We start from the raw sequence: 20,562 nt of genomic DNA, 5'->3' as shown, positions 1-20,562 counted from the left end.
GGGCCAGCGGGTTCGATCCGCGCTGTGCCGCCTCAAGCCCCAGCCTGTGGACCTCCAGGTTCTCGTGGCAGTACCGGCGCAACTCGAAGAAGTCGTAGACGGCGTCCGCCAGTTCCCAGGTGAGTTGATCCCAGTGCAGGCGGGCGACCTGCCGTGTGATCTCGGTCAGGTTCTGTTGCTCGAGCGCGAACCATTCGAGGTGGCCGGTCCGCTCGCCGGATCCGGGTTCACGGGCGGTGCGGTCAGCTCCTGCCGGATCGTCCGGCGGTACCTGTCGAGGAACCGTCCGGCCTGCTGGGCGGTGGCGAGGTACCACATCGCGAGCCGCTGGACCGCCGCGCTCCGGACGACGGGCGAGTCCTCCTTGAGCGCGCGTCCCTGGGCGTACTCGCGCAGAAGTTCGTGCATGTCGTAGCGGTCGCGTCCGATCGCCTGGACGAGCCCGGCGGTCTCCAGCCGGTCCAGGAGCCGCCGGGCGGCGTCGGGGGTCGCCGCGAGTAGGGCGCCGACGGCCTCGGGCGCGACGTTCGGGCCCTCGACCAGTCCGAGGAACCGGAACGTGCGCCGCGTCTCAGCGTCGAGTCCCCGGTAGGACAGATCGAACGCGGCACCGACCGCCTCCCGGGGGTCGTCGCCCAAGGCGAGTTTGGACAGCCGGTCGCCGTCGGCGAGCGCCTCCACGGTTTCGGCGAACGACTGCCGCGGCCGGGCGGCGAGGTTCGCGGCGGCGACGCGGAGTGCCAGGGGGAGGCGTGCGCACATCTTGACGAGTTCCGCGGCGGCGTCCGGCTCGCGCCGCGTCCGCTCGTGCCCGGCCACTTCGCTGACCAGGGCGAGGGCCTCGGCCTCCGGGAGAGGGTCGAGCGCCTGGGCGCGCGCGCCGTACCTCGCCACCAGTGCGGTGAGTTTCCGGCGGGCGGTCACCACCACCACGCAAGAGGACGTCCCTGGGAGGAGCGGGGAGACCTGCTGCGGGTTCGCGGCGTCGTCCAGGACGATCAGGACGCGTTTGCCGGCGAGCCGTGAGCGGTAGAGGGCCGCGAGTTCGTCCTCGTCGACGGGCAGCCGGCTCGATGGAACCCGTAGTGTCCGCAGTGCCTGGCCGAGTGCTTCGCGGGGAGACAGGGCGCCGCGTCTGGAGTAGCCGCGCAGATCGATGAAGAGCTGCCCGTCGGGGAACTGCTCCGACATCAGATGCGCCCAGTGCACCGCGAGCGCGGTCTTGCCGATTCCGGGCATACCGGTGAGCGCGATGATCACCGGTGCTGAGCCGCCGGTCTCGACGAGGGAGTTGAGCTGGGAGAGAACGTCCTGGCGTCCGGTGAAGCCCGGGATGCCCAGGGGAAGCTGGCGCGGGGGATCGTCGGCCTCCGGCGGCACCGTGGCCATGTGAACGATCTTGTTGCCGGAGACCGAGTCGCCTCCGATGTTCGCCCCGCCCAGATAGGTCGTCATGCCGGGCCCTCCGCGGTTAGATCGACCTGGGCTCACCGTAACCCGTGACGTTCCCGCGGACTGCGCACAAGTGCACACACCGCCTGGGCGTTACGTGGGGGGCGGGGGGCTGGGGAGTGTGACGGTCAGGTGGAGGCCGCCGGATTCGCGGGGGACGGCCGACACGGTGCCGTCGTGGGCGCGGACGATCGACTGGACGATCGACAGGCCGAGGCCCGCGCCCTTCGCGGTGACGACGCGGTCGGCGTCGAGGCGGCGGAAGGGTTCGAAGAGGGCGGGGACCTCGTAGCGCGGGACGGCGGGGCCGGAGTTGGAGACCTCCAGGACGGCCTGGTCGTCGTGTGTCCGGCAGGAGATCCTGACCCAGCCGGCTTCGGTGTTGTGGCGCAGGCCGTTCTCCAGGAGGTTCTGGACGACGCGTTCCAGGAGGAGGGCGTCGCCGGTGGTCGTGGCCTCGGCCGTGTCGGTCTCGACGGCGATGCCGGCGTCCTTCGCCTCCTGGGCGGTCTGCGATGCCACGTGGGCGACGACGTCCGCGAGATCGACCGGGGCGCGGGTGGTGATCTCGTTCTCGGAGCGGGCGAGGAGGAGCAGGCCGGTGATGAGGCGTTCGTGGCGGGCGTTGATCTGCAGGAGGGTCTCGCCGAGCTGCCGGACGTCCGGGGACGCCGACGCGCGGTGCATCGCCACCTCGACCAGGGCGCGGCCCAGGGTGAGGGGGGTGCGCAGCTCGTGGGAGGCGTTGGCGACGAAGCGGCGCTGGCCGTCGAAGGACCGGTCGAGGCGTTCGACCATCGTGTCGAAGGTGTCGGCGAGCTCCTTGACCTCGTCGTGGGGGCCGCGGAGCGCGATGCGTTCGTGCAGGCCGCGGTCGGCGGCGGGTGAGCCGGCGATGCGGCGGGCGGTGTCGGTGACGCGGTGCAGGGGCGTGAGGACCCGGCCCGCGATGAGCCACCCGAAGCCCACCGCGGCCCCGCCGACGACGAGGAGCGCGATCGACCCCTGGGTGACCAGGGAGGTGGTGGCCGCGTCGTGCAGTTCGTCACGCTCCTTCTCGAAGAGGCGCCGGGTCTCCGCCATGAGCCGGCCGTTGTCGTCCAGGGGGGCGGGCGACGTGGCGGGGCCGGGGCCGGTGCGGGTGGCGAGGATCTTCGTGTTGGCGCGGGGCATCTGCTGGCCGAACAGGACGTAGGTGACGCCGAGGAGCAGCAGGCCCGCGACGAAGAACAGGACGCCGTAGGTGAGCGTCAACCGGGTGCGGAGCGACATCCTCATGGGATCCGGTACCCCGCTCCCTTGACGGTCTCCACGACGGGCGGGTCGGCGAGTTTGCGGCGCAGCTTGAGGACCGTGAGGCGGACGGCCCCGGTGAACGGGTCGGCGTGCTCGTCCCACACCTTTTCGAGGAGCTGCTCGGACGAGACGGCGGCGCCGTCGGCGCGGAGCAGTTCGGCGAGGACGGCGAACTCCTTCTTCGCGAGGGGGACGTAACGTCCGTCCCGGAACACCTCGCGGCGCGCCGGGTCGAGGGTGATGCCGGCGCGGCGCAGCGTCGGCGGCGCGGCGGGACGGCAGCGGCGGCCGAGGGCGAGGACGCGGGCGGCCAGTTCGGGGAACGCGAACGGTTTGGTGAGGTAGTCGTCGGCGCCGAGCCCGAGGCCGCCGACGCGGTCGGTGATCTCGGCGGCGGCGGTGAGCATCAGGACGCGCGCCGAGGTCTCGCCCCGCACCATCTCCCGGCAGACGTCGTCGCCGTGGACGAGGGGAAGGTCGCGGTCCAGGACGACGACGTCGTAGTCGTTGACGCAGACGCGTTCCAGGGCGGCGGCCCCGTCGTGGGCGAGATCGACGGCGTGGGCCTCGTCCCTCAGCCATTCGGCGATCGCGCCTGCGAGCAGCCGCTCGTCCTCCACCACCAGCACCCGCATGATGCTCCCTCCGCCTTCCCCGACCGGTGAGAGTGTGCCCGGCGCGGTGTTTCGTTTCCGTTAGTGATCCGGGTCGCCGGAGCGGAAACGCGGGGGAAACGTCCGGCCGGGTTGCATCGCCTTCCGTCCGGCCGGAACCGCTCCGGCCGCGAAGACGAGGGGACGACATGATGCGTCTGCGGATGTTCGCGATGGTGCCGCTGGCCCTGGCCCTGACAATGTCCGGCTGCGGCTCGGGCGACGGTGACGGCGACGGGTCGGGGGTGGCCTCGGCGGGCGGGGGGAAGCAGGGCGCCGCGGCCGGGGACGGCGAGAAGCGGAGCCGCGAGGAGATGGGCGTCAAGTTCGCCCAGTGCATGCGCGAGCACGGCGTGGACATGGAGGACCCGAAGCCCGGCCAGGGCATCCGGCTCAAGCACAAGGGCGACAAGGTGGTCATGGACAAGGCCATGACCGCGTGCCGGAAGTACGACCCGCAGGCGAACGCCACCGGCGCGCCGGATCCCGAGCAGCAGGAGCGCGGCCGCAAGTTCGCCGAGTGCATGCGCCGGAACGGCGTGGAGAAGTTCCCGGACCCCAAGCCGGGCCAGCGCGGCATCATGATCGACAAGAGGACGGTCGGCGACGACCCGGACCTGGAGCCCGCGCAGCGCAAGTGCCAGGACGTCCTGCAGGGCGGCGGGAAGTGACCGGCGATGTCACCGTGGCACCCGCGCCGGTGAAGGAGCCGAAGCGTCCGCCCCGCGGGCGCCCGCGCCTGAAGGTCGCCCTGGCCGCCGGCGCCCTGGTCGCGGTGGGCGGCGTCGCGACCGCCGCGGCTCTCGGCGGCGAGGACCCGGATGGCCGGACGGCGACGGACCTGCCGCCGGCCACCACGAAGGTGACCAGGCAGACGCTCAAGGACACCCTGACCGAGGACGGACAGCTCGGCTACGGCCCGGCTCACACCGCGACGAGCCAGGCGAAGGGGACGCTGACGAAGCTCCCCGAGAGCGGCGACGAGATCACCCGGGGCCATGAGCTGTACGAGGTGGACGGCGACCCGGTCGTGCTGATGTACGGGTCCAAGCCGTCCTACCGGCCGCTGACGATCGGCACCGAGGGGTCCGACGTGAAGCGGTTCGAGACGAATCTCGGCAAGCTCGGTTACGGCGGCTTCACCGTGGACGGCGAGTACACCGCGGACACGGCCGCCGCCGTCATGGAATGGCAGGACGACATCGGCGTGGCGGAGACGGGGACCGTGGAACCCGGGCGGGTCGCGTTCGCGTCCGGGCCCGTCCTGGTGGACGGCGTCCACGCGAACGCGGGCGAGCCGGCGGCGCCCGGCAAGAAGATCCTCGACTACACCGGCACCACCAAGGCCGTGACCGTGGAACTGGACACCGCCGACCAGCGGATGGCCGAGAAGGGGGCCGAGGTCCAGGTGACCCTGCCGGAGAACAAGACCGTCACCGCGAAGATCGACGAGGTCACGACGGTGATCGAACCCGGGGAACAGGGCCAGGATCCGTCGACGAAGGTGGAGGTGACCATCTGGCTCGACTCCGGCGAGGCGAAGAAGGCCGCCGCCGAGTACACGCTCGCCTCGGTCGATGTCGCGTTCACCGCCGGGAGGCGCGAGAAGGTCCTGGCGGTGCCGGTCTCCGCGCTGGTCGCGCTGCGGGAGGGCGGCTTCGGTGTGGAGGTCGTCAAGGGCGCCGCCTCGTCGTACGTCCCCGTCGAAACCGGCCTGTTCGCGGACGGCAGGGTGGAGATATCCGGGCCGGGGATCGCCGAGGGCACGGTCGTGGGGGTACCGAAATGATCACACTGCGGGACGTGGCGAAGCTGTACCCCGGCGGTGTCCGCGCCCTCGACGGCGTGTCGCTGCACATAGGCGCGGGGGAGCTGGTCGCCATCGCCGGCCCGTCCGGCTCGGGGAAGTCGACCATGCTCAACGTCCTCGGCACGCTGGACCGCCCGACCTCGGGCAGCGTCCACATCGACGGGCACGACGTGGGGCGCCTGGCCGACAACCGGCTTTCGGCGCTGCGGGCGAGCCGCATCGGCTTCGTCTTCCAGCATTTCCATCTCGCCGCGGGCACCCCGGCGATCGACGACGTGGCGGACGGCCTCCTGTACTCGGGGCTTCGTGCGGTGGTGCGGCGCCGGCGCGCCGCGGCGGCGCTGGAGCGGGTCGGCCTCGGCCACCGGATGGACCATCTGCCGCACGAGCTGTCCGGCGGCGAGCGGCAGCGCGTCGCGATCGCGCGTGCGGTGGCAGGCGAGCCGGCGCTGCTGCTGGCCGACGAGCCGACCGGCGCGCTCGACTCGGCGTCGGGGGACGGGGTGATGGCGGTGCTGCGCGAGCTGCACGCCGCCGGCACCACCGTCGTGATCATCACGCATGACCGGGAGATCGCGGAGGGGCTGCCCCGCCGGGTCCGGATGCGCGACGGCCTCGTGGTGGACGACTCCGCGACGGGCGCCGGGTTCGCAGAGCCGTCCACCACGAGGGCGGCGCGGTGACGGCCCCGGTGGCGCGGTCCGCGCCGCGGCCGGCGCGGATGTGGCCGGGGGACGTGGTCAGGGTCGGCGCGGTCGGGTTGCGCACCCGCCCGATGCGGGCGTTCCTGTCGGCGCTCGGTATCGCGATCGGGATCGCGGCGATGGTCGCGGTCGTCGGCGTGTCCTCGTCGTCCCGCGCCGACCTCGACCGGGCGCTCGCCGCGCTGGGCACGGACCTGCTGACGGTCTCTCCCGGCAGCACGCTTACCGGTGAGGAGGCGCAGCTACCCCCGGAGTCGGAGGCGATGGTGGCGCGGATCGCCCCGGTGCGGGAGGTGTCGGCGACCGCCCTGCTGGACGAGGCGAAGGTGTACCGGACGAACAAGGTCCCGGAGACCGAGACGAAGGGGATCGCCGCCTACGCCGCCCGCACCGACCTGCGGGCCGCCACGGGCGCCGAGCTCCGCAGCGGCGTCTGGCTGAACGCCGCGACCGGGGCGTTCCCGGCGACGGTGCTCGGCGCGACCGCCGCGGAGCGGCTCGGCATCGGCCACGCGGCCCCGGACGTGCGGGTGCTCATCGGCGGCCGGTGGTTCACCGTCATCGGCATCCTCGAACCGGCGCCGCTCGCGCCCGAGCTGGACACCGCCGCGCTCGTCGGCTGGTCGGCGGCGCAGGACCGGCTGGGCTTCGACGGGCATCCTACGACGATCTACACCCGTTCGCAGGAGGCGAGCGTCGAGGACGTCCGGGACGTGCTGGGCGCGACGGCGAACCCGCAGGCGCCGAACGAGGTGGAGGTGTCGCGCCCCTCGGACGCGCTGGCGGCGAAGAAGGCCGCCGGTGAGGCGTTCACCGGGCTGCTGCTCGGGCTCGGCGCCGTCGCGCTGCTCGTCGGCGGTGTCGGGGTGGCCAACACGATGGTCATCTCGGTGCTGGAGCGCCGTTCGGAGATCGGCCTGCGCCGGTCCCTCGGCGCGACCCGCGGCCAGATCCGCACGCAGTTCCTCGCCGAGTCACTGCTGCTGTCGACGCTCGGCGGCGCCGGCGGCGCGCTCATCGGGGCGATCGTCACGGGCGTCTACGCCCTCTACCAGGGCTGGCCGGTCGTCATCCCGGCCTGGGCGGTGGGGGGCGGTGTGGCGGCGACCCTGGTGATCGGCGCGGTGGCCGGACTCTACCCGGCGGTCCGGGCGTCCCGTCTCAGCCCCACCGAGGCGCTGGCGGCGACGTGACGCCCGGACCGGCCGGGCCGCTGATCAGGCGAGCAGCTCCCGCAGTTCGCGGACGGCGTCGCGGAGCCGGTCCGCGAACGTCTGCATCGCGTCCGCCACCGGGCGCGGGGTGCTGAGGTAGGCGTTGAAGCGGTCGGGGAGCAGCACGTAGGCGACGCCGACACACTGCTCGCTGGTCGACCCGAAACCGAAGTACCGGATGTTGACGGACGGCGCCGAGCTGGTGCTCAGGTAGTCGTCACGCATCGTGACCCAGCCGGGCGATTCGAACAGGGGGAGCGGACCGGTGACGCCCAGCTCGGCGCCGCGCCGCTTCTGGATCAGTTGCAGCTCCCACAGGTGCTGCTCGGGGGCCTGGCCGGACTGGCACTCCTTCGCGCGCCTGACGTGCGCGTCGGCGGCGGCGCGGAACGCGTCCCGGCGCGCCGCGGCGCCGGCGGCGGGGTCGTCCATGAGTTCCACGAAGCGCAGCACCTCGGGGGTGACGACGCGCATCGCCTCGGTGCGTCCGTGCCGGTACTGGCGGGTCGCGATCGACTCGTAGGTGGCGCCGGTGAGGCCCTTCGCGCGCTTGTGCGCGAGCTGGTAGGCCATCTGGACGAACGCGTCCGGGGACATCCTCAGCCGCTTGATCGCATCGGTGCCGAAGTCGTCGAACGACACGGTGGAGGTGGCCGTCGCGGCGCCGTACGCGGCGAACGACGACGCGGCGTCCTGGATGTCGCGCCGCAGGTCGTCGTCCAGGACGAACTCGATGGCCTCGGTGACAGGCAGGCCCTGCGGCACCGCGCCCGACCGCCGGGAGAGCTCCTCGGGGGAGGCGCCCAGCACCGCGTCGACGAAGCTGAGGATCGTCGTGCCGTCGAGCCCGCAGTGCTCGACGTTGATGCCCGCGGTGCCGTCGCCGAAGACGACGAAGGACACGGCCTTGTCGAACCAGCGGTTGCCGCTGTCGCCGTGGAGCAGATGGTCGCAGGCGTCGAGGGTGTTCCTGGGGGCGAAGTTCTCCAGGCAGACGCAGAAAAGCGCCGTCTCCACATCGTCGAGCGCCTTCGCGTTGGCGGGGTCGAGCGCGAGGAGCGCCCGGCGGCTCTCGGCCCATTCGGCGCGGGCCTTGGTGGTGAGGTGGCCGGTGGACGGCTCCGGGGCCGCCTCGGCCTTCATGACGGCGTCCAGCCCCGCGGTCAGCTCGTCCAGCGTGTGGGGACGTCCGTCCGGGCCGAGCACGTCCATCCGGAACATGTTGCCGCGGAAGAACACCACGATGTGGCGGGCCTGCGACGGCCCCGGCCAGTCCTCCGTGTAGGGGGCGCGGACGGTGTCCTGCTCGGTGCCGGGGATGCGCGTCGTGGAGAACAGGAACCTGTTCTGCTCCATCGTCAGCGGCCGCCCGCGCTGCAGGACGGGAGGGACGGCCTCGTCGTCGAGCCGCAGCTTGTAGTCCAGCGCACCGGCGATGAGCCCGGCCGCCCGGTCCGCCTGCCCCTCGTCCGACTCCTTGAAGAGGAAGAAGAAGTTCGCGTTCAACGCGATCCGGTCACGCCGGCCGAGGTAGCGGTACGGCCAGAAGGTGTCGAGCCAGCTGTGCACGCCCTCGGCGGCGTCGTAGCGTTCGAGTGCCGCCTGCAGCGCGCGGCCCGCGCCGTCAGGCCGGGCGAACTCGGCCACCGCGGACTCGGTCCGCGCCCGCTCGTCCTCGGTCAGCAGCGGCCCGCACCACTCCATGAACCGTTCGCAGGTCGCGTCGAGCGTCGGCAGCGGCACCCGCGGCAGACGCGCCTCGTTGCCGAAGGTGCGGGTCGAGAGTTCTTCGCTGGCGTTCATTCGATCCTCGTGTAGTCAGTGCTCAGTCGCGGGCTTGGAGATGTGGAGTTGCGCGTAGAACCAGCCGTCGGACTCCAGGCCGCGCGGGTCGACGCCGATGCCCGCGAGCCGGTCCAGGACGAGCGACTGCTCCTCGGGCGTCGCGAACCGCCGCTGCCTGAACAGGCCGTCGCGGCGGACGGTCTCGTATCCGGCGGCGGCGAGCGTCTCGGCGATCGGGTCGAACGGGAACATCCGCAGGACGAAGTGCGCCATCCACGGCCTGCGTCCGTCCTGGGCCTCGATGACCCGGGAAATGGTGCGCTCGGTGACGTATCCGAGACAGCCCGTGGAGATGACCAGGTCCGTACGGGCGAGCTGTGCGCGCTGTTCGTCGGTCGGCTCGCCGTTCTCCAGATCGGCGTGGACGGCACCGTCCAGGAATCCGGCTTCGAGGGCGTAGGAAAGGGCCTGTTCCGAGGCGTCCAGGCCAAGGAAGCGCAGGCTGTTCTCTGGTTCACCGGAACGGATCAGCTCCCGGTCGCGGGACAGCAGCGTCGCGCGCGTGCCCCGGTGGGCGTCGCGGCCGCTGTAGCGATCGTACAGCTCGTCCATGGTGGCGCCGTATTTCACCAGTGCCGCGTTGATGCCGTAGGAGCAGCCGATGTCCAGAACGGTCGGGGACGGCACTCCGCGCGTCTCCCGGTAATCGGCGATGAACCGGCGGAAATGCGGTTTGGCCAGTTCCGGGATGTTGTAGTCGAGTTCGCGGAGTGTGGTGAAGTAGGCGCGGGGGTCGGGCCGCGTGTAGATGTGGTCGAGCGAGATCTTGCCCGTCGTGTCGACGCGCACGGAGAACCTCCCTAGTGAGCACTTTCCATCCTCGGTGGCCTGCAACGGTCACGGCCTCTCGGGGACGGGCCGGGTGGAAAACGCTCAGTCCAGCAGCCGGTCGACCCGGACGGCGCGTCCCTCCGCCGCCAGGTGCTCGGGCAGGACGCGGCCGAAGAGCTGCTTCGTGCGCGCGACGCTGCCGATGACCCCCGGGCGCTCGCTGTAGGCGAAGATCGCCGTGTGCCGCGCCGTGTCCCCGTTGACGGTCCCCACCCGGTGCAGCGAGTACCTCCCCTTGAAGAGCTGCAGGTCGCCGGGGCGCAGCGTCAGCCGGCGGACGAGGTCCCCGCCGTGTCCGGTCAGCACCCGGCGGACGGCATCGAAGTTCTCCGCCTCCGCCGACCTGATGTTCGGGCAGTACTCGAAGACGCCCCCGTCCTCCGCTTCCCGGGTCAGCAGGCTCACGGTGAACTCGTTGGTGTCGAAATGCCAGGGGTGCTCCATCCCGGGGTTGACGACGTTGAGGCACAGCCCCGACAGCGGGTCGGCGAGTTCGTGCACGCGCGGCAGCCCGAAGCAGGCGGCCACGAACCGCTGGAAGAGCCCGCTCGAATAGAGCCGGTGGATGATGAGATCGGCGGGGATGTGGTCGCGGGCGACGAACGCGTTGCCCCGCTCGATCGTGATGCGGCCCGGATGATCCTCCGGCAACGGGCTGCCGACATCGATGTTGTAGGCGTTGACCGTTTCGACGTCGTAATGGGCGCGCGGTGCGATCGTCGCGCATTCCGCGCTCAGTTCGTCCTGCAATGACGGGCGAATGAAGTCGGGCAGGACGCAGCACCCCGATTCCGCCAGTGCGGCGCGGGTGCGGGAAACGACGGAGTCCCATCCGGCGCCGTCCGGCTCGGTCAGCGGATAGCGCCTCGTATCGATCACCCGGCCGAGAGCCTCCGCTGCGCCCATGAAGATCCTTCCAGTCCGGCGAACCCCAGATGGGTTTAGCACAACTCTTCCGGCAATTCAGGCCCTGCTTTTCGGGTCTGCTTTGTCAGAAGACGATAAGCCGGGCCCGTGACCTGTGCCTTCGAACGGTCCCGGGCTCGCCCGCCCGGCGTGTCCGGTGTGTCCCATATCACCCGCCCCACGGCCAGGGACGTGACGCCCGGCCCGACCTTCCGCGAACCTTGCGGCACACGGCGGCGTCACCGTCCTGCAGGCATGATCGACGAAACACGGGGAGGCGGGCCGAGGCGCAGATGGATGATCCGCGACACGGGTAAGGGTGTGACGACAGAAGGGACGGAGGGGCGGCCGTGCAGACTTTCCTGCCGTATGCGGACTTCGCCGCCACGGCGCGCGTTCTCGACCGGCGCAGGCTCGGCAAGCAGCGGGTCGAGGCGATCCAGGTGCTGCGCGCGCTGACCGTGCCCGGATACGGCTGGCGGCACCATCCGGCGGCGCTGATGTGGAGAGGGTACGAGGAGGCGCTCGTCCGCTACGGACTGGAGATCTGCCGCCGCTGGTGCGACCTCGGGCACGGCGACACCTGCGCGGGGACACTGACGGCCGATCTGGCCGGGGCGACGGGCGTGCGGCACCCGCGGGACCAGGAACGGCTCTCCCGCGCCGGGGAACTGCCGCCCTGGCTGGGCGACCCGGCCTTCCACCTCAGCCACCGCTCGGCCCTCGTCCGCAAGGATCCCGGCTTCTACGGCGCCCTCTTCCCGGACACCCCGGACGATCTTCCGTATGTATGGCCCGCCTCCGACCGGGGATCACGTACGGAACGCGCAGGCGGGTAGCGCATACCGTGGACCGGGACGAGGCATGGGGAGCGGACGGTGTAGGGCGGCGGATCGATGCTGAGAGAACTGGTGGCGGCGAGCCACATGATGTCCATGGAGCAGCTGCCGGACGCCGTCGCCCGGCACGCCGCAGACGCCGGCCTGCACGACGTGGTGATCTACGTCGCGGACCTGCAGCAGACGGTCCTGAGGCTCCTGACCGGGGGTGGGGACGGCGCCGGGCGCGACCCCGGCCCCGAGGTCGCGGAGTACAAGATCGAGGGCACCCTGGCCGGGCGGGCGTTCAAGACCGTGGCACCCGTCACGGGCCACGCGTTCGACGACGGGACCATCCAGCGGTGGGTGCCGATCCTCAACGGTGCCGAGCGGATCGGGGTGATCCGGGTCACCATCAGGCGGGACGACGAGCGGGCCGAGGACGACGCCGAATACCTGGCCGGGCTGGTCGCGCTCATCATCGTCAGCAAGGGGCCGTACAGCGACTCCTTCGCCCGGCTGGTGCGGACCCGGCCCATGGCGGTGTCGGCCGAGATGCAGTGGCGGCTGATGCCCCCGATGACGTTCGCCAACGACCAGGTGGTCGTCGGCGCGACCCTGGAACCGGCCTACCAGCTGGGCGGCGACGCCTTCGACTACGCGCTGGCGGCCGGCACCGCCTTCCTCGCCGTCTTCGACGCCATGGGGCACGACACGGCGGCGGGGCTGACGTCCAATCTCGCCGTCGCCGCCTGCCGCAACAGCCGCCTGCAGGGCGCGGACCTCATCGAGACGGGTCAGGCGATCGAGGACGTGCTGGCCGAACAGGACGGCGGGCGGTTCGTGACGGCCGCCCTGGCGGAACTCGACCTCCGGACGGGGATTCTGTCGTGGGCCCTGTACGGGCATCCCGCGCCGGTCGTCCTCCGGCGGGGACGCTGGGTGACGACGCTGGAGTGCCCGCCGGGTACCCCGCTCGGCACCGGCCTCGGCATCGTTCCCAAGCCGTGCGGTGTGCAACTCGAACCGGGTGACCGGGTCCTGTTCTACACCGACGGCATCGTGGAGGCCCGCGACCCGAACAAACAGGAGTTCGGCCTCCGCCGTTTCGTCGACTTCATCATCAAGCACGAGGCCGACGGCCTGCCCGTGCCCGAGACGCTGCGGCGGCTCATCCGCAACATCCTCGATCATCACGCCGGCCGGCTGGACGACGACGCCACCGTCCTGCTCCTCGAATGGCACGGGCCGCCCGAGACGCCCGCGGACGCTCCGGATCCGATGCGGCAGACCTGAGACCGCGCCGCCGGCCTGAGCCCTCCGCTAACCGAGCCCCAGGGCGTCCATCAGCATCGGGTACGCCTCGTGCAGGTCGCGCTCCCAGTACGGCCAGTCGTGCTGCCCGTCGAAGAACCGGGTGGTGACGGGGATGCCGCGGTCGCGGAGCCGGCCGGCGAACGCGTGCGCGTGCTCGTTGGCGGCCGCCTCGACCGGGTCGGTGAACGGCAGCCCGCCGAGCGACCCCGCCTCGCCGTTGCCGCTGGCCACCCACAGCCGGACGCCACGCAGCCGCTCCGCGAGATCGGTGGGGTTGTGCGCGTGCCAGATCGCGGCCTGGTCGTCGGGGTCGCCCCAGACGCGCCGCCAGTCGGTGCCGGGGCATGCCAGTGCCGGCCCCCAGCCGGTCGAGTTCTCACCCGGCTCGTGGCCGTGCAGCGTGTGCAGGTATCCGCTGAATGCCGCCGCGGCCTTGAACATGCCGGGGAAGCGGGCCGCGTACAGCATGGCGCCGAGACCCCCCATGGAGTTCCCGGCGATCACCCGCCGCTTTCCGGCATGGTAGTCGCGTTCGAGAATCCGCCGGAGTTCGGCCATGTGGAACGTCTCCCATTGCGGGGAGCCGCCGTTCCCGTAATTCCACCAGTCGGAGTAGTTGCCGCAGCGTCCGCCGTTCGGCATGACGACGATGACGCCGGTGCGGACGGTCAGCCGGGCGACGTCGGTGTCGCGTGTCCAGGCTTTGTAGCCGTCCGCTCCGCCGTGCAGCAGCCACAGGGTGGGCCAGGTGCGGCGGGCGTTCTTGGACCAGCCGCGCGGCAGGAGGAGCCGGACCTTCTCGCGGCGGTCCATGGCGGGTGAGTCGACGGTCAGGTCCACGGTGCGGGACGCGACGGCCGTTTCGGCGACGACCTCGGCGCCGGTGCCCGCCACGGCTGTGGAGCGGTCCACAAGGATGGACGGGACGAGCGGCAGGAGCAGGGCGAAGGCCGCCGGCCATGCGGCGGCGGTGATGCTGCGAAGCAATGCGAGGCCTTTCGGAAACGCCGGTCGGGTTGTGCCGGCCTTCGAAAAGGGGGGAGTGCCGCCGTGCGGCTGATGATGCGGATCCGGGTTTTGTGAACGCCCGGGCCGCCGTCGGGCCGAATGGCCCGGTGATGATCGTGCTCGGCGGTAAGTGGATGGGTGAGCGTCGCTACTTACTCGGAGTAGGTTCCCGTCGCACGGTCCCCCGAAGCGTCATTTGAAAAGCGTATAAAATGCATTCCGGGTCGCGGTGGAAGCCGGCGCCGGGCGCCCGCGAAGGGCACCCGGCGCGAACCCGTGGGAACCGTGCGAACCCGGGCGTGCGAACTCGGCGAACTCAGCGAACTCCGCCGTGCGCCATCGGATCGGGGGCGGGTCCGTTCACGTACCGGACGGCCCACCGGAGCAGCCGGCGGCCCACCCCGTAAAGGATCATCGCGACACCCGCGAGCGGCAGCACGAGCAGGATGATCTGCAGCCCCGACGTGATCAGTTCGAGCGGGCCCGCCCCGTTCGCGGCGTCGTAGAGGAGCCGGCGGATCATCCCCCAGTCCTTGACGACCAGGCCGGGGACTTGGCTGATGATGAGGCCGATCTGGAACACCAGCACCGGGATGACGGTCAGCACCCAGACCGTGACGAAGACCTGCGGCCAGCGCTTGAGGTCGCGCAGCCGCGCGTCCGCCGGGCGCCGCAGCAGCGTGCGGCGCAGGATCGGCCCGATGTACTTGAACAGGTCGGGGATGCCGATCAGGTCCGACATGATGTAGTACCCGTCGAACCGCAGCGTCGGCAGCAACTGCTGGACCATCTGGAGATTGACGTACAGCACGGTGACGAGCAGCGGCAGGAAACCCGTCTGCAGGTACGCCAGCGTCAGCCCGATGATGAAGATGCCGTTGAAGTACACGCCGGCGAGGTCGGCGCGGAGCCGGCCGCCGCGTCCCAGCCTGTACGACTCGGTGATGTCGGTGTAGAACGCCGGCCACACGAGGTAGATGCCGCAGCCCATGACGCCCGGCCGGACGCCGCCGTACCGGCAGGCCGAGGCGTGCCCGATCTCGTGGAACGCGCACGACGCGATCCCGAGCCCGAGGACCAGCAGGATGCTGACCGGGTTGAGGATCGTGAACGACAGCGCGCCCGTCAGCAGGTTCGAGGTCACCAGCCAGCCCTCGCTCACCAGGAACCCGGCGACGGCGGCCACCATCACCACGGGCCGGAACAGCCACGCGAAAAGGCCGCCGATGAACCAGGTGAAGGACTCGGGGAACACCGCGACCTTCCACCTCAGTGCCAGGAACGGATCGGCCTTGACGTCGGGCGGCGGCGGTGTGCCGTCGCTGTAGGTGGTGACGCCGAGCGGGGCGAGCTTGCGGTCGACGAGGTAGACGATCTGCTCGGCGGTCAGCCGCGCGCCCGCCTGCTCGCTGACGGTGGCGGCGACCCGGTCGAGCGCCCGCGCGACGTCGGTGCCCGCGAGGTCGCGGTGCTCGTACAGGGCCTTGGCGACGAGGAACAACAGGGGCGGCAGCCGCACGAGCTGCCTGTTCGGCAGGCAGATGAGCTGGGGCGGCTCGCGGTAGCCGGAGTTCTTGAACTCGCCGACGAGTTCGGCCCCGTCGACCAGTGCGGGCAGCGTGAGGAGGGCCGGGGGCTCGCCCCCGCCCCGGGTCTCCGGCGTCGTTGGCGTGTCCATCAGTCAGAGTGGACGACGGTGGCGGGAGTGCAGGTCAGCGTGGAGTACGGCGCCTGCGCCAGCAGGCCCGTCCCGAGCAGCCCGGTGGTTCCGGGCGAGTGGCTCGCCGTGCAGGCGTACATGACGACGGTGGTGCCGTCGTCGCCCCCGCGCAGCGCCGACAGCGCCAGCCGCCGCGGTAGGACCTCGCCCTGGAGCCGGTCGAGGTCGGAGTAGCTGAGTTCTTGAGGGTCGTTGAGACTCATGTGACCGCTTTCGCGCGTTCGGGAAGAAGGGGGAAGGGCTGGCGGGAGAACGCCAGCCCTTCCGGTACGGGCCGAAGCCCGCAGTTACGTCGGCGCCACTCAGTGGTCGCTGTGGATCGCCGTGCCCGGCAGGCAGCTGTGGTCCACGTTCGGGTTCTGCGACGCGAGGCCCAGCGCCGACAGGAGACCGGCGTTCTGGTTGTCGACCTTGCTCACGCAGGACTGCTGGACGATGGTGGTGCCGTCGTCGTCGCCGCCACCGCCGTGGCCGTGGCCGCCGCCGAGGTTGAGGTTGGTGTTCTCGTTCTCGTTGTCGTCTTCGCCGCCGCCGACGAGAAGGGTGGACAGCACGGCGCGCTCCGGCAGGATCTCGCCGACCAGCTCGTCCAGCTCGGTGTAGGTGAAGGACTTCATGTGGTTCCTTTTCTTCCTTGTCACGCCCGGTTCTCAAGGTGGATACCGGATGTCCCTGCCTCACCGCGGGGTCGCAGTGAGGTAGCTCTACGTATAGCAGATGTCACTGAACGTGGCCAAGCCTGAGTGATCAATGGCTGCGTCAAGGCCGTCCATCGTGCGCGTTGACGCGGCCCGGGAACCCTGGACGCCGACCGTGTCCTGACGGTTCGGGACGTCCGGGCGGGTATGCGAGCCGGCATGGAATTCGGATACACGCTGCTCTGCGAGCAGACACCGCCCAAGCAGCTCGTCGCCGACCTGGTGGAGGCCGAGGAGGCGGGCTTCGGCTACTCGGTCATCTCCGACCACTACTTCCCGTGGCTGGAGGACCAGGGCCACTCCGCCTACGCCTGGTCGGTGCTGGGCGCCCTCGCCCAGGCCACCCACCGCATCCCGCTGATGACGCAGGTGACCTGCCCGATCATGCGCTACCACCCGGCCGTGGTGGCGCAGAAGGCCGCCACGATGGGCGTCCTGTCGGACGGGCGGTTCACGCTCGGGCTCGGCTCCGGCGAGAACCTCAACGAGCACGTCGTCGGGCGCGGCTGGCCGTCGGTGGACGTCCGGCACGAGATGTTCGAGGAGGCCGTCGAGATCATCCGGGCACTGCTCGGCGGCGGCCACGTCAACTACCGGGGCCGGCACTTCAGCGTCGACGCCGCGAAGGTGTACGACCTGCCGGACCGGCCCGTCCCCCTCGGGATCGCCGGCTACGGACCGCGTGCCGGGCGGCTGGCGGCCCGGCACGCCGACCTGCTGATCTCCGACCAGCCCGTCCGGGACGTCGTCGACCTGTTCCGGAAAGAGGGCGGCGCGGGCAGACCCGTCTACGGGCAGGTCCCCGTCTCCTACGGCACCGACCCCGACGAGTGCATGGAGCGGGCGCACCGCATCTGGAGGTTCTCGGCACCGGGGTGGAAGGTGATGGCCGAGCTCCCGGGGCCCGTGAACTTCGAGGCCGCGACGCGGACGGTCCGTCCCGAGGACGTCGCCGAGTCCGTCCCGTGCGGCGACGACGTGGACGACTACGTCGAGGCCGTCCAGAAGTTCGCGGACGCGGGCTTCACCCACATCGCGCTCTGCCAGTCCGGGGCCGAGCACCAGAAGGACTTCCGCACCTGGGCGGAGTCCGACCTCCTCCCGGCCCTCCGCGAACGCTTCGGATGATCAGCGATTTGCGTGGGAGCGAACCTTTTCTTCCAATAAGGTTGCGAAACGTTCCGCTCCCACGCACCAGGAGACGCCTCCAATGCCGGCAACCGATCCTCTGGAACCCGACGATCCGTCCAGTGTCGGCCCGTACCGGCTTTCAGGACGGCTCGGCATGGGTGGACAAGGGGTCGTCTACCTCGGGCATGGCGCCGACGGCAAGCCCGTCGCCGTCAAGGTGCTCCGCGCGGAGGTGGCCGCCGACAACCGCGTCCGCGAACGGTTCACCAAGGAGATCGCCGCCGCCCGCCGCGTCGACCCGTTCTGCATCGCCCAGGTCCTCGACGCGTCCCTGGGCGACCGGCGCCCCTACATCGTCACTGAGTACATCGAGGGGCCGTCGCTCCAGCAGGCCGGTCCCCGGGACGGTTCCGCGCTGCAGCGCCTCGCCGTGGCGACCGCGACCGCCCTCGCCGCCATCCACGAGGCCGGCGTCGTCCACCGCGACTTCAAGCCGTCGAACGTCCTGCTCGGCCCGGACGGCCCGCGCGTCATCGACTTCGGCATCGCCCGCGACACCGAGTCGCCGCTCACGCTGACCAGCAGCATCATCGGGACGCCCGCGTACATGGCGCCCGAGCAGTTCGCGGCGGAGGCGGTCGGCCCGCCGGCGGACGTGTTCGCGTGGGGCTCGGTCATCGTCTACGCCGCGACGGGACGGCCCCCGTTCGGCGCGGACACCTTCCCGGCGATCATGCACCGCGTCCTGCAGGGTGAACCGAACCTCGGCGACCTCCCGGACCCGCTGCGCTCCACCGTCGCCGCATGCCTGGTCAAGGACCCGGCTCAGCGTCCCACGATGCAGGCGGTGCTCCTGCGCCTCCTCGGCGCACAGGCCGGTGCGGCCGGCCCGGCCGATTCGCAGACGGTGGTCGACCCGCCCCGTCCCGCGCCGATGCCGAGCCCGCCGCCGCTGCCCGGCGGCCCGCAGACGGCCAAGGACGCCGGCCGGAAGAGGAAGACCCTCGCCCGGCGCCCGGTCGTGCTGCTGGGCGCGGGAGCGGGGGCCGTGGCGGTGGCCCTCCTCACGAGCGTCGCCGTCTGGGTCCTGTGGCCGGAGCCGTCCGGCGCCGCGGGCGGCGGCGAACGGGGCGAGCACATCGGCGCGAACCCTCAGGGGCGGACGGGCTCCGGCACCGTGGACGGCCCCGGCGCGGGGTCGAAGCCGGGCGCGTCGGGCACGCCGTCACCGTCGAACACCGCGTCCAAGCGGCCCGGCGCCGGGCGGACCGGCTCGCCCGGCGCAATTCAGCCCGGGACCGGCACCGACGGGGGGACCGGCGGTACCGGCGGCACGACCGGCGGTGGAGCCGGAGACGGCGGCGGAGACGCCGGCGGCGGTGACGGCGGCGGCTCGGGACCGAGCGGCCCGACCGCCTGGATCGACTACTTCAAGGTCGGCTCCGGTGCCGCATGCGAGGATCCCGAAGGCTACTTCGACCTCAGGTACAAGATCACCGGCAGCGTGAACCCGACGCCGATCACGTTCAGCATCTATTTCAACGGCCGCCTCGGCAGAGGCCACCCGATCAAAACGTACGCGGAGCCCTCCTTCGCCAGCGGGGGCTCCCGCGGGGAGGTCCCCGGCACCTACACCTACCGTCTCGTCCTGCAGAGCCCCAGTCACCAGGAGATCTCCCGCACGGTAAAGGTCTGCTGAGAATTCGGCAGGCGGCGGACGTCGGACGTCACGCGGCGCAGTACTGGCTCTCCTTGCCTATGGCGCGGTAGGGGCAGTCGGCGTAGTCGGTCAGCCGCAGCAGGGCCTCGCGGCTGCGTGCGACCTCGCGGTCGATCGCGGACGGCGGCGGGTAGAAGCTGCCCCCGCCCAGCTCGAACGTGTAAGAGAAGATGCGGTACTCGCCCCACGTCCAGTCGATGGTCGTGCCGTCGGTGATGTACAGGTCGCTGGACTGTTGCGGGACGAAGCCGTTCGTCCCGGCCAGTTCCCGGCCGATCGTGCGGTGGGCGGCCTCCTCGTCCGCGGACATGGACCCGGGGACGGTGTTGTCGTAGGTGTAGCCGAACGGCCACAGCACCAGTTCGGCCTCGGAGTGGATGTCCAGGAACATCCCGATCTGCTGCTTCCCGCCCACGACCCGGCTCCGCACGAAGTCGGCGAGCACTTCGGTCTCGGGGGCGGACTCGGGGCCGGTGCCCCGGTAGGTCTGGCTGGAGCCGTTGCCGGACGAGCCGCCGCAGCAGCCCCACCGGTAGGCGAAGTTGCGGTTCAGGTCCGTCCCCACCGACCGCGAGTTGGGCTGGCGGTTCTTCCGCCACCACCGGCCGGAGGAGGTGTCGCTGGTCATGTCGTAGACCTGGCCGTCCGGGTTGACCATCGGCATGATCCAGATCTCGCGCTCGTTCACCAGGTCCGTGATGCGCCCGTCGGTCCCGTAGTTGTCGGTGAGCTGCCCGATGTAGTCGAGGGCCTGCTCGGCGGTGAGCCGCTCACGCGCGTGGATGTTGGCGATGATGAGTACTTCGGGCTCGTTCTCGTCGGCCGCCACGTTGTCGCTGATCTTCACGCCGACGATGTCGCGGCCCTGGTAGGACGTGCCGGCGACGAACCGGCGGGCGATCTGCGGATGCGCGGCGACGACGGAGTCGACCTCCTGCCGCATCTCGGCGAACGTGTGGTACGACGTCGCCGCCCTGGTCGGGGCCGGGGCGGGGGCCGGGGAAGGCGCCGCCTCAACCGTGAAGCCGAGCCTCTGGATCGCCCGTACCTCCGATGGGATGGCGGTGACCTTGAGCCCGCTCGTCCGGACGTCGTCGATCGCCGCCCCGGTTCGCGCCACCTGGCTGCGCTGCTGGACGGTGGCGGGCCCGGTGACCACGTACTGCCGGGCGGTCTCCGCCGGACCCGGGGCGGAGGCGGCGGAGGGAGCGGCGGGCCCGGCCAGGACCAGGGCCAGGGCCGACGGGACGGTGAGTAGGGAGCACAGTCTGCGGGAGATGTTCATCCAGGGGTACCTGCCGTCCGGCTCTGCGCGCCCGGCGTCACATTGCGGGGTGGCCTCAACCCTGGTCTTTCACGAAGCCTGGCTGTTGAGTGGCGCGCCTAAACAGAAAAATGCTCCTGAACTGGGATGATGTGGAGTGTCGAAGTCCGTATCA

19 protein-coding genes are annotated in these 20,562 nt (G+C 71.2%); 8 read left to right on the top strand and 11 right to left on the bottom strand.

Features of this window, described 5'->3' with window-relative positions:
* Positions 1-165: 165 nt before the first annotated feature.
* From ACGFIS_RS03635 to ACGFIS_RS03625, 3 genes are all read right to left on the bottom strand, one after another.
* Positions 166-1,455 carry an NB-ARC domain-containing protein gene (locus ACGFIS_RS03635; protein ID WP_392969348.1) on the bottom strand — a complete coding sequence of 430 codons (1,290 nt, stop codon included), beginning with the start codon at positions 1,453-1,455 and terminating at the stop codon, positions 166-168.
* A gap of 90 nt (positions 1,456-1,545) precedes the next feature.
* Positions 1,546-2,730, bottom strand: a complete 1,185-nt coding sequence (locus tag ACGFIS_RS03630) for a sensor histidine kinase (protein WP_392969345.1) — start codon at positions 2,728-2,730, stop codon at positions 1,546-1,548.
* Positions 2,727-3,383, bottom strand: coding sequence for a response regulator transcription factor (locus ACGFIS_RS03625; RefSeq protein WP_392901033.1), 657 nt, complete (start codon positions 3,381-3,383; stop codon positions 2,727-2,729). Before ACGFIS_RS03625 ends, ACGFIS_RS03630 begins: the two co-directional genes overlap by 4 nt.
* 167 nt (positions 3,384-3,550) lie before the next feature.
* Here ACGFIS_RS03625 and ACGFIS_RS03620 point away from each other — a divergent pair, with 167 nt between their 5' ends.
* Genes ACGFIS_RS03620 through ACGFIS_RS03605 form a run of 4 tightly spaced genes read left to right on the top strand, consistent with a single transcriptional unit; the run spans position 3,551 to position 7,108 of the window.
* Positions 3,551-4,072 carry a hypothetical protein gene (locus ACGFIS_RS03620; RefSeq protein ID WP_392901035.1) on the top strand — a complete coding sequence of 174 codons (522 nt, stop codon included), beginning with the start codon at positions 3,551-3,553 and terminating at the stop codon, positions 4,070-4,072.
* The gene (locus tag ACGFIS_RS03615; RefSeq protein WP_392901037.1) at positions 4,069-5,190 is read left to right on the top strand and encodes a peptidoglycan-binding protein; all 1,122 of its coding nucleotides are present in this window, start codon (positions 4,069-4,071) and stop codon (positions 5,188-5,190) included. The genes ACGFIS_RS03620 and ACGFIS_RS03615 overlap by 4 nt, the downstream gene beginning before the upstream one ends.
* A gap of 14 nt (positions 5,191-5,204) precedes the next feature.
* Positions 5,205-5,894: an ABC transporter ATP-binding protein gene (locus tag ACGFIS_RS03610; RefSeq protein ID WP_392901039.1), complete on the top strand. Its 690-nt coding sequence runs from the start codon at positions 5,205-5,207 to the stop codon at positions 5,892-5,894.
* Positions 5,895-5,932: 38 nt separating this feature from the next.
* On the top strand, positions 5,933-7,108 hold the full coding sequence (locus tag ACGFIS_RS03605; protein WP_392969805.1) for an ABC transporter permease: 1,176 nt from the start codon (positions 5,933-5,935) through the stop codon (positions 7,106-7,108).
* A 24-nt stretch (positions 7,109-7,132) separates the two neighbouring features.
* Here ACGFIS_RS03605 and ACGFIS_RS03600 read toward each other — a convergent pair whose 3' ends face one another.
* The 3 genes from ACGFIS_RS03600 to ACGFIS_RS03590 form a co-directional block, all read right to left on the bottom strand.
* Positions 7,133-8,932, bottom strand: a complete 1,800-nt coding sequence (locus tag ACGFIS_RS03600; protein WP_392901041.1) for a choline/carnitine O-acyltransferase — start codon at positions 8,930-8,932, stop codon at positions 7,133-7,135.
* Between the two features lie 15 nt (positions 8,933-8,947).
* Positions 8,948-9,763: a class I SAM-dependent methyltransferase gene (locus ACGFIS_RS03595; protein WP_392901043.1), complete on the bottom strand. Its 816-nt coding sequence runs from the start codon at positions 9,761-9,763 to the stop codon at positions 8,948-8,950.
* 84 nt (positions 9,764-9,847) lie between these two features.
* Entirely contained in the window at positions 9,848-10,711 is an 864-nt protein-coding gene (locus tag ACGFIS_RS03590; protein WP_392901045.1) for an arpA protein, read from the bottom strand.
* Between the two features lie 350 nt (positions 10,712-11,061).
* Between ACGFIS_RS03590 and ACGFIS_RS03585 the strand changes: the two genes are divergently transcribed.
* Together ACGFIS_RS03585 and ACGFIS_RS03580 are read left to right on the top strand one after the other, a co-directional pair.
* Positions 11,062-11,550 (top strand): MSMEG_6728 family protein, encoded by a 489-nt coding sequence (locus ACGFIS_RS03585; RefSeq protein WP_392901047.1) that lies wholly within the window; start codon positions 11,062-11,064, stop codon positions 11,548-11,550.
* A gap of 57 nt (positions 11,551-11,607) precedes the next feature.
* Positions 11,608-12,825, top strand: a complete 1,218-nt coding sequence (locus ACGFIS_RS03580; protein WP_392901049.1) for a PP2C family protein-serine/threonine phosphatase — start codon at positions 11,608-11,610, stop codon at positions 12,823-12,825.
* A gap of 27 nt (positions 12,826-12,852) precedes the next feature.
* On the opposite strand, the gene ACGFIS_RS03575 is transcribed toward ACGFIS_RS03580, so the two are convergent.
* The 4 genes from ACGFIS_RS03575 to ACGFIS_RS03560 form a co-directional block, all read right to left on the bottom strand.
* A complete protein-coding gene (locus ACGFIS_RS03575; RefSeq protein WP_392901051.1) occupies positions 12,853-13,833 on the bottom strand; it encodes an alpha/beta hydrolase in 981 nt (326 codons plus the stop codon).
* A 337-nt stretch (positions 13,834-14,170) separates the two neighbouring features.
* Positions 14,171-15,532: a hypothetical protein gene (locus ACGFIS_RS03570; RefSeq protein ID WP_392901053.1), complete on the bottom strand. Its 1,362-nt coding sequence runs from the start codon at positions 15,530-15,532 to the stop codon at positions 14,171-14,173.
* On the bottom strand, positions 15,532-15,777 hold the full coding sequence (locus tag ACGFIS_RS03565; protein ID WP_392901055.1) for a hypothetical protein: 246 nt from the start codon (positions 15,775-15,777) through the stop codon (positions 15,532-15,534). The genes ACGFIS_RS03570 and ACGFIS_RS03565 overlap by 1 nt, the downstream gene beginning before the upstream one ends.
* 99 nt (positions 15,778-15,876) lie before the next feature.
* Positions 15,877-16,191 carry a hypothetical protein gene (locus tag ACGFIS_RS03560; RefSeq protein WP_392969342.1) on the bottom strand — a complete coding sequence of 105 codons (315 nt, stop codon included), beginning with the start codon at positions 16,189-16,191 and terminating at the stop codon, positions 15,877-15,879.
* Positions 16,192-16,431: 240 nt separating this feature from the next.
* On the opposite strand from ACGFIS_RS03560, the gene ACGFIS_RS03555 reads away from it, so the two are divergent.
* Positions 16,432-17,400, top strand: coding sequence for a TIGR03557 family F420-dependent LLM class oxidoreductase (locus ACGFIS_RS03555; protein WP_392901059.1), 969 nt, complete (start codon positions 16,432-16,434; stop codon positions 17,398-17,400).
* 82 nt (positions 17,401-17,482) lie between these two features.
* Positions 17,483-19,102, top strand: a complete 1,620-nt coding sequence (locus tag ACGFIS_RS03550; RefSeq protein ID WP_392901061.1) for a serine/threonine-protein kinase — start codon at positions 17,483-17,485, stop codon at positions 19,100-19,102.
* Positions 19,103-19,130: 28 nt separating this feature from the next.
* On the opposite strand, the gene ACGFIS_RS03545 is transcribed toward ACGFIS_RS03550, so the two are convergent.
* A complete protein-coding gene (locus ACGFIS_RS03545) occupies positions 19,131-20,408 on the bottom strand; it encodes a M14 family metallopeptidase (protein WP_392969340.1) in 1,278 nt (425 codons plus the stop codon).
* Between the last annotated feature and the right edge of the window lie 154 nt (positions 20,409-20,562).

This window comes from Spirillospora sp. NPDC048824 (genome assembly GCF_043198455.1).
Taxonomy (GTDB): Bacteria; Actinomycetota; Actinomycetes; order Streptosporangiales; family Streptosporangiaceae; genus Spirillospora.
This window is presented reverse-complemented; position numbering and strand designations above follow the sequence as displayed.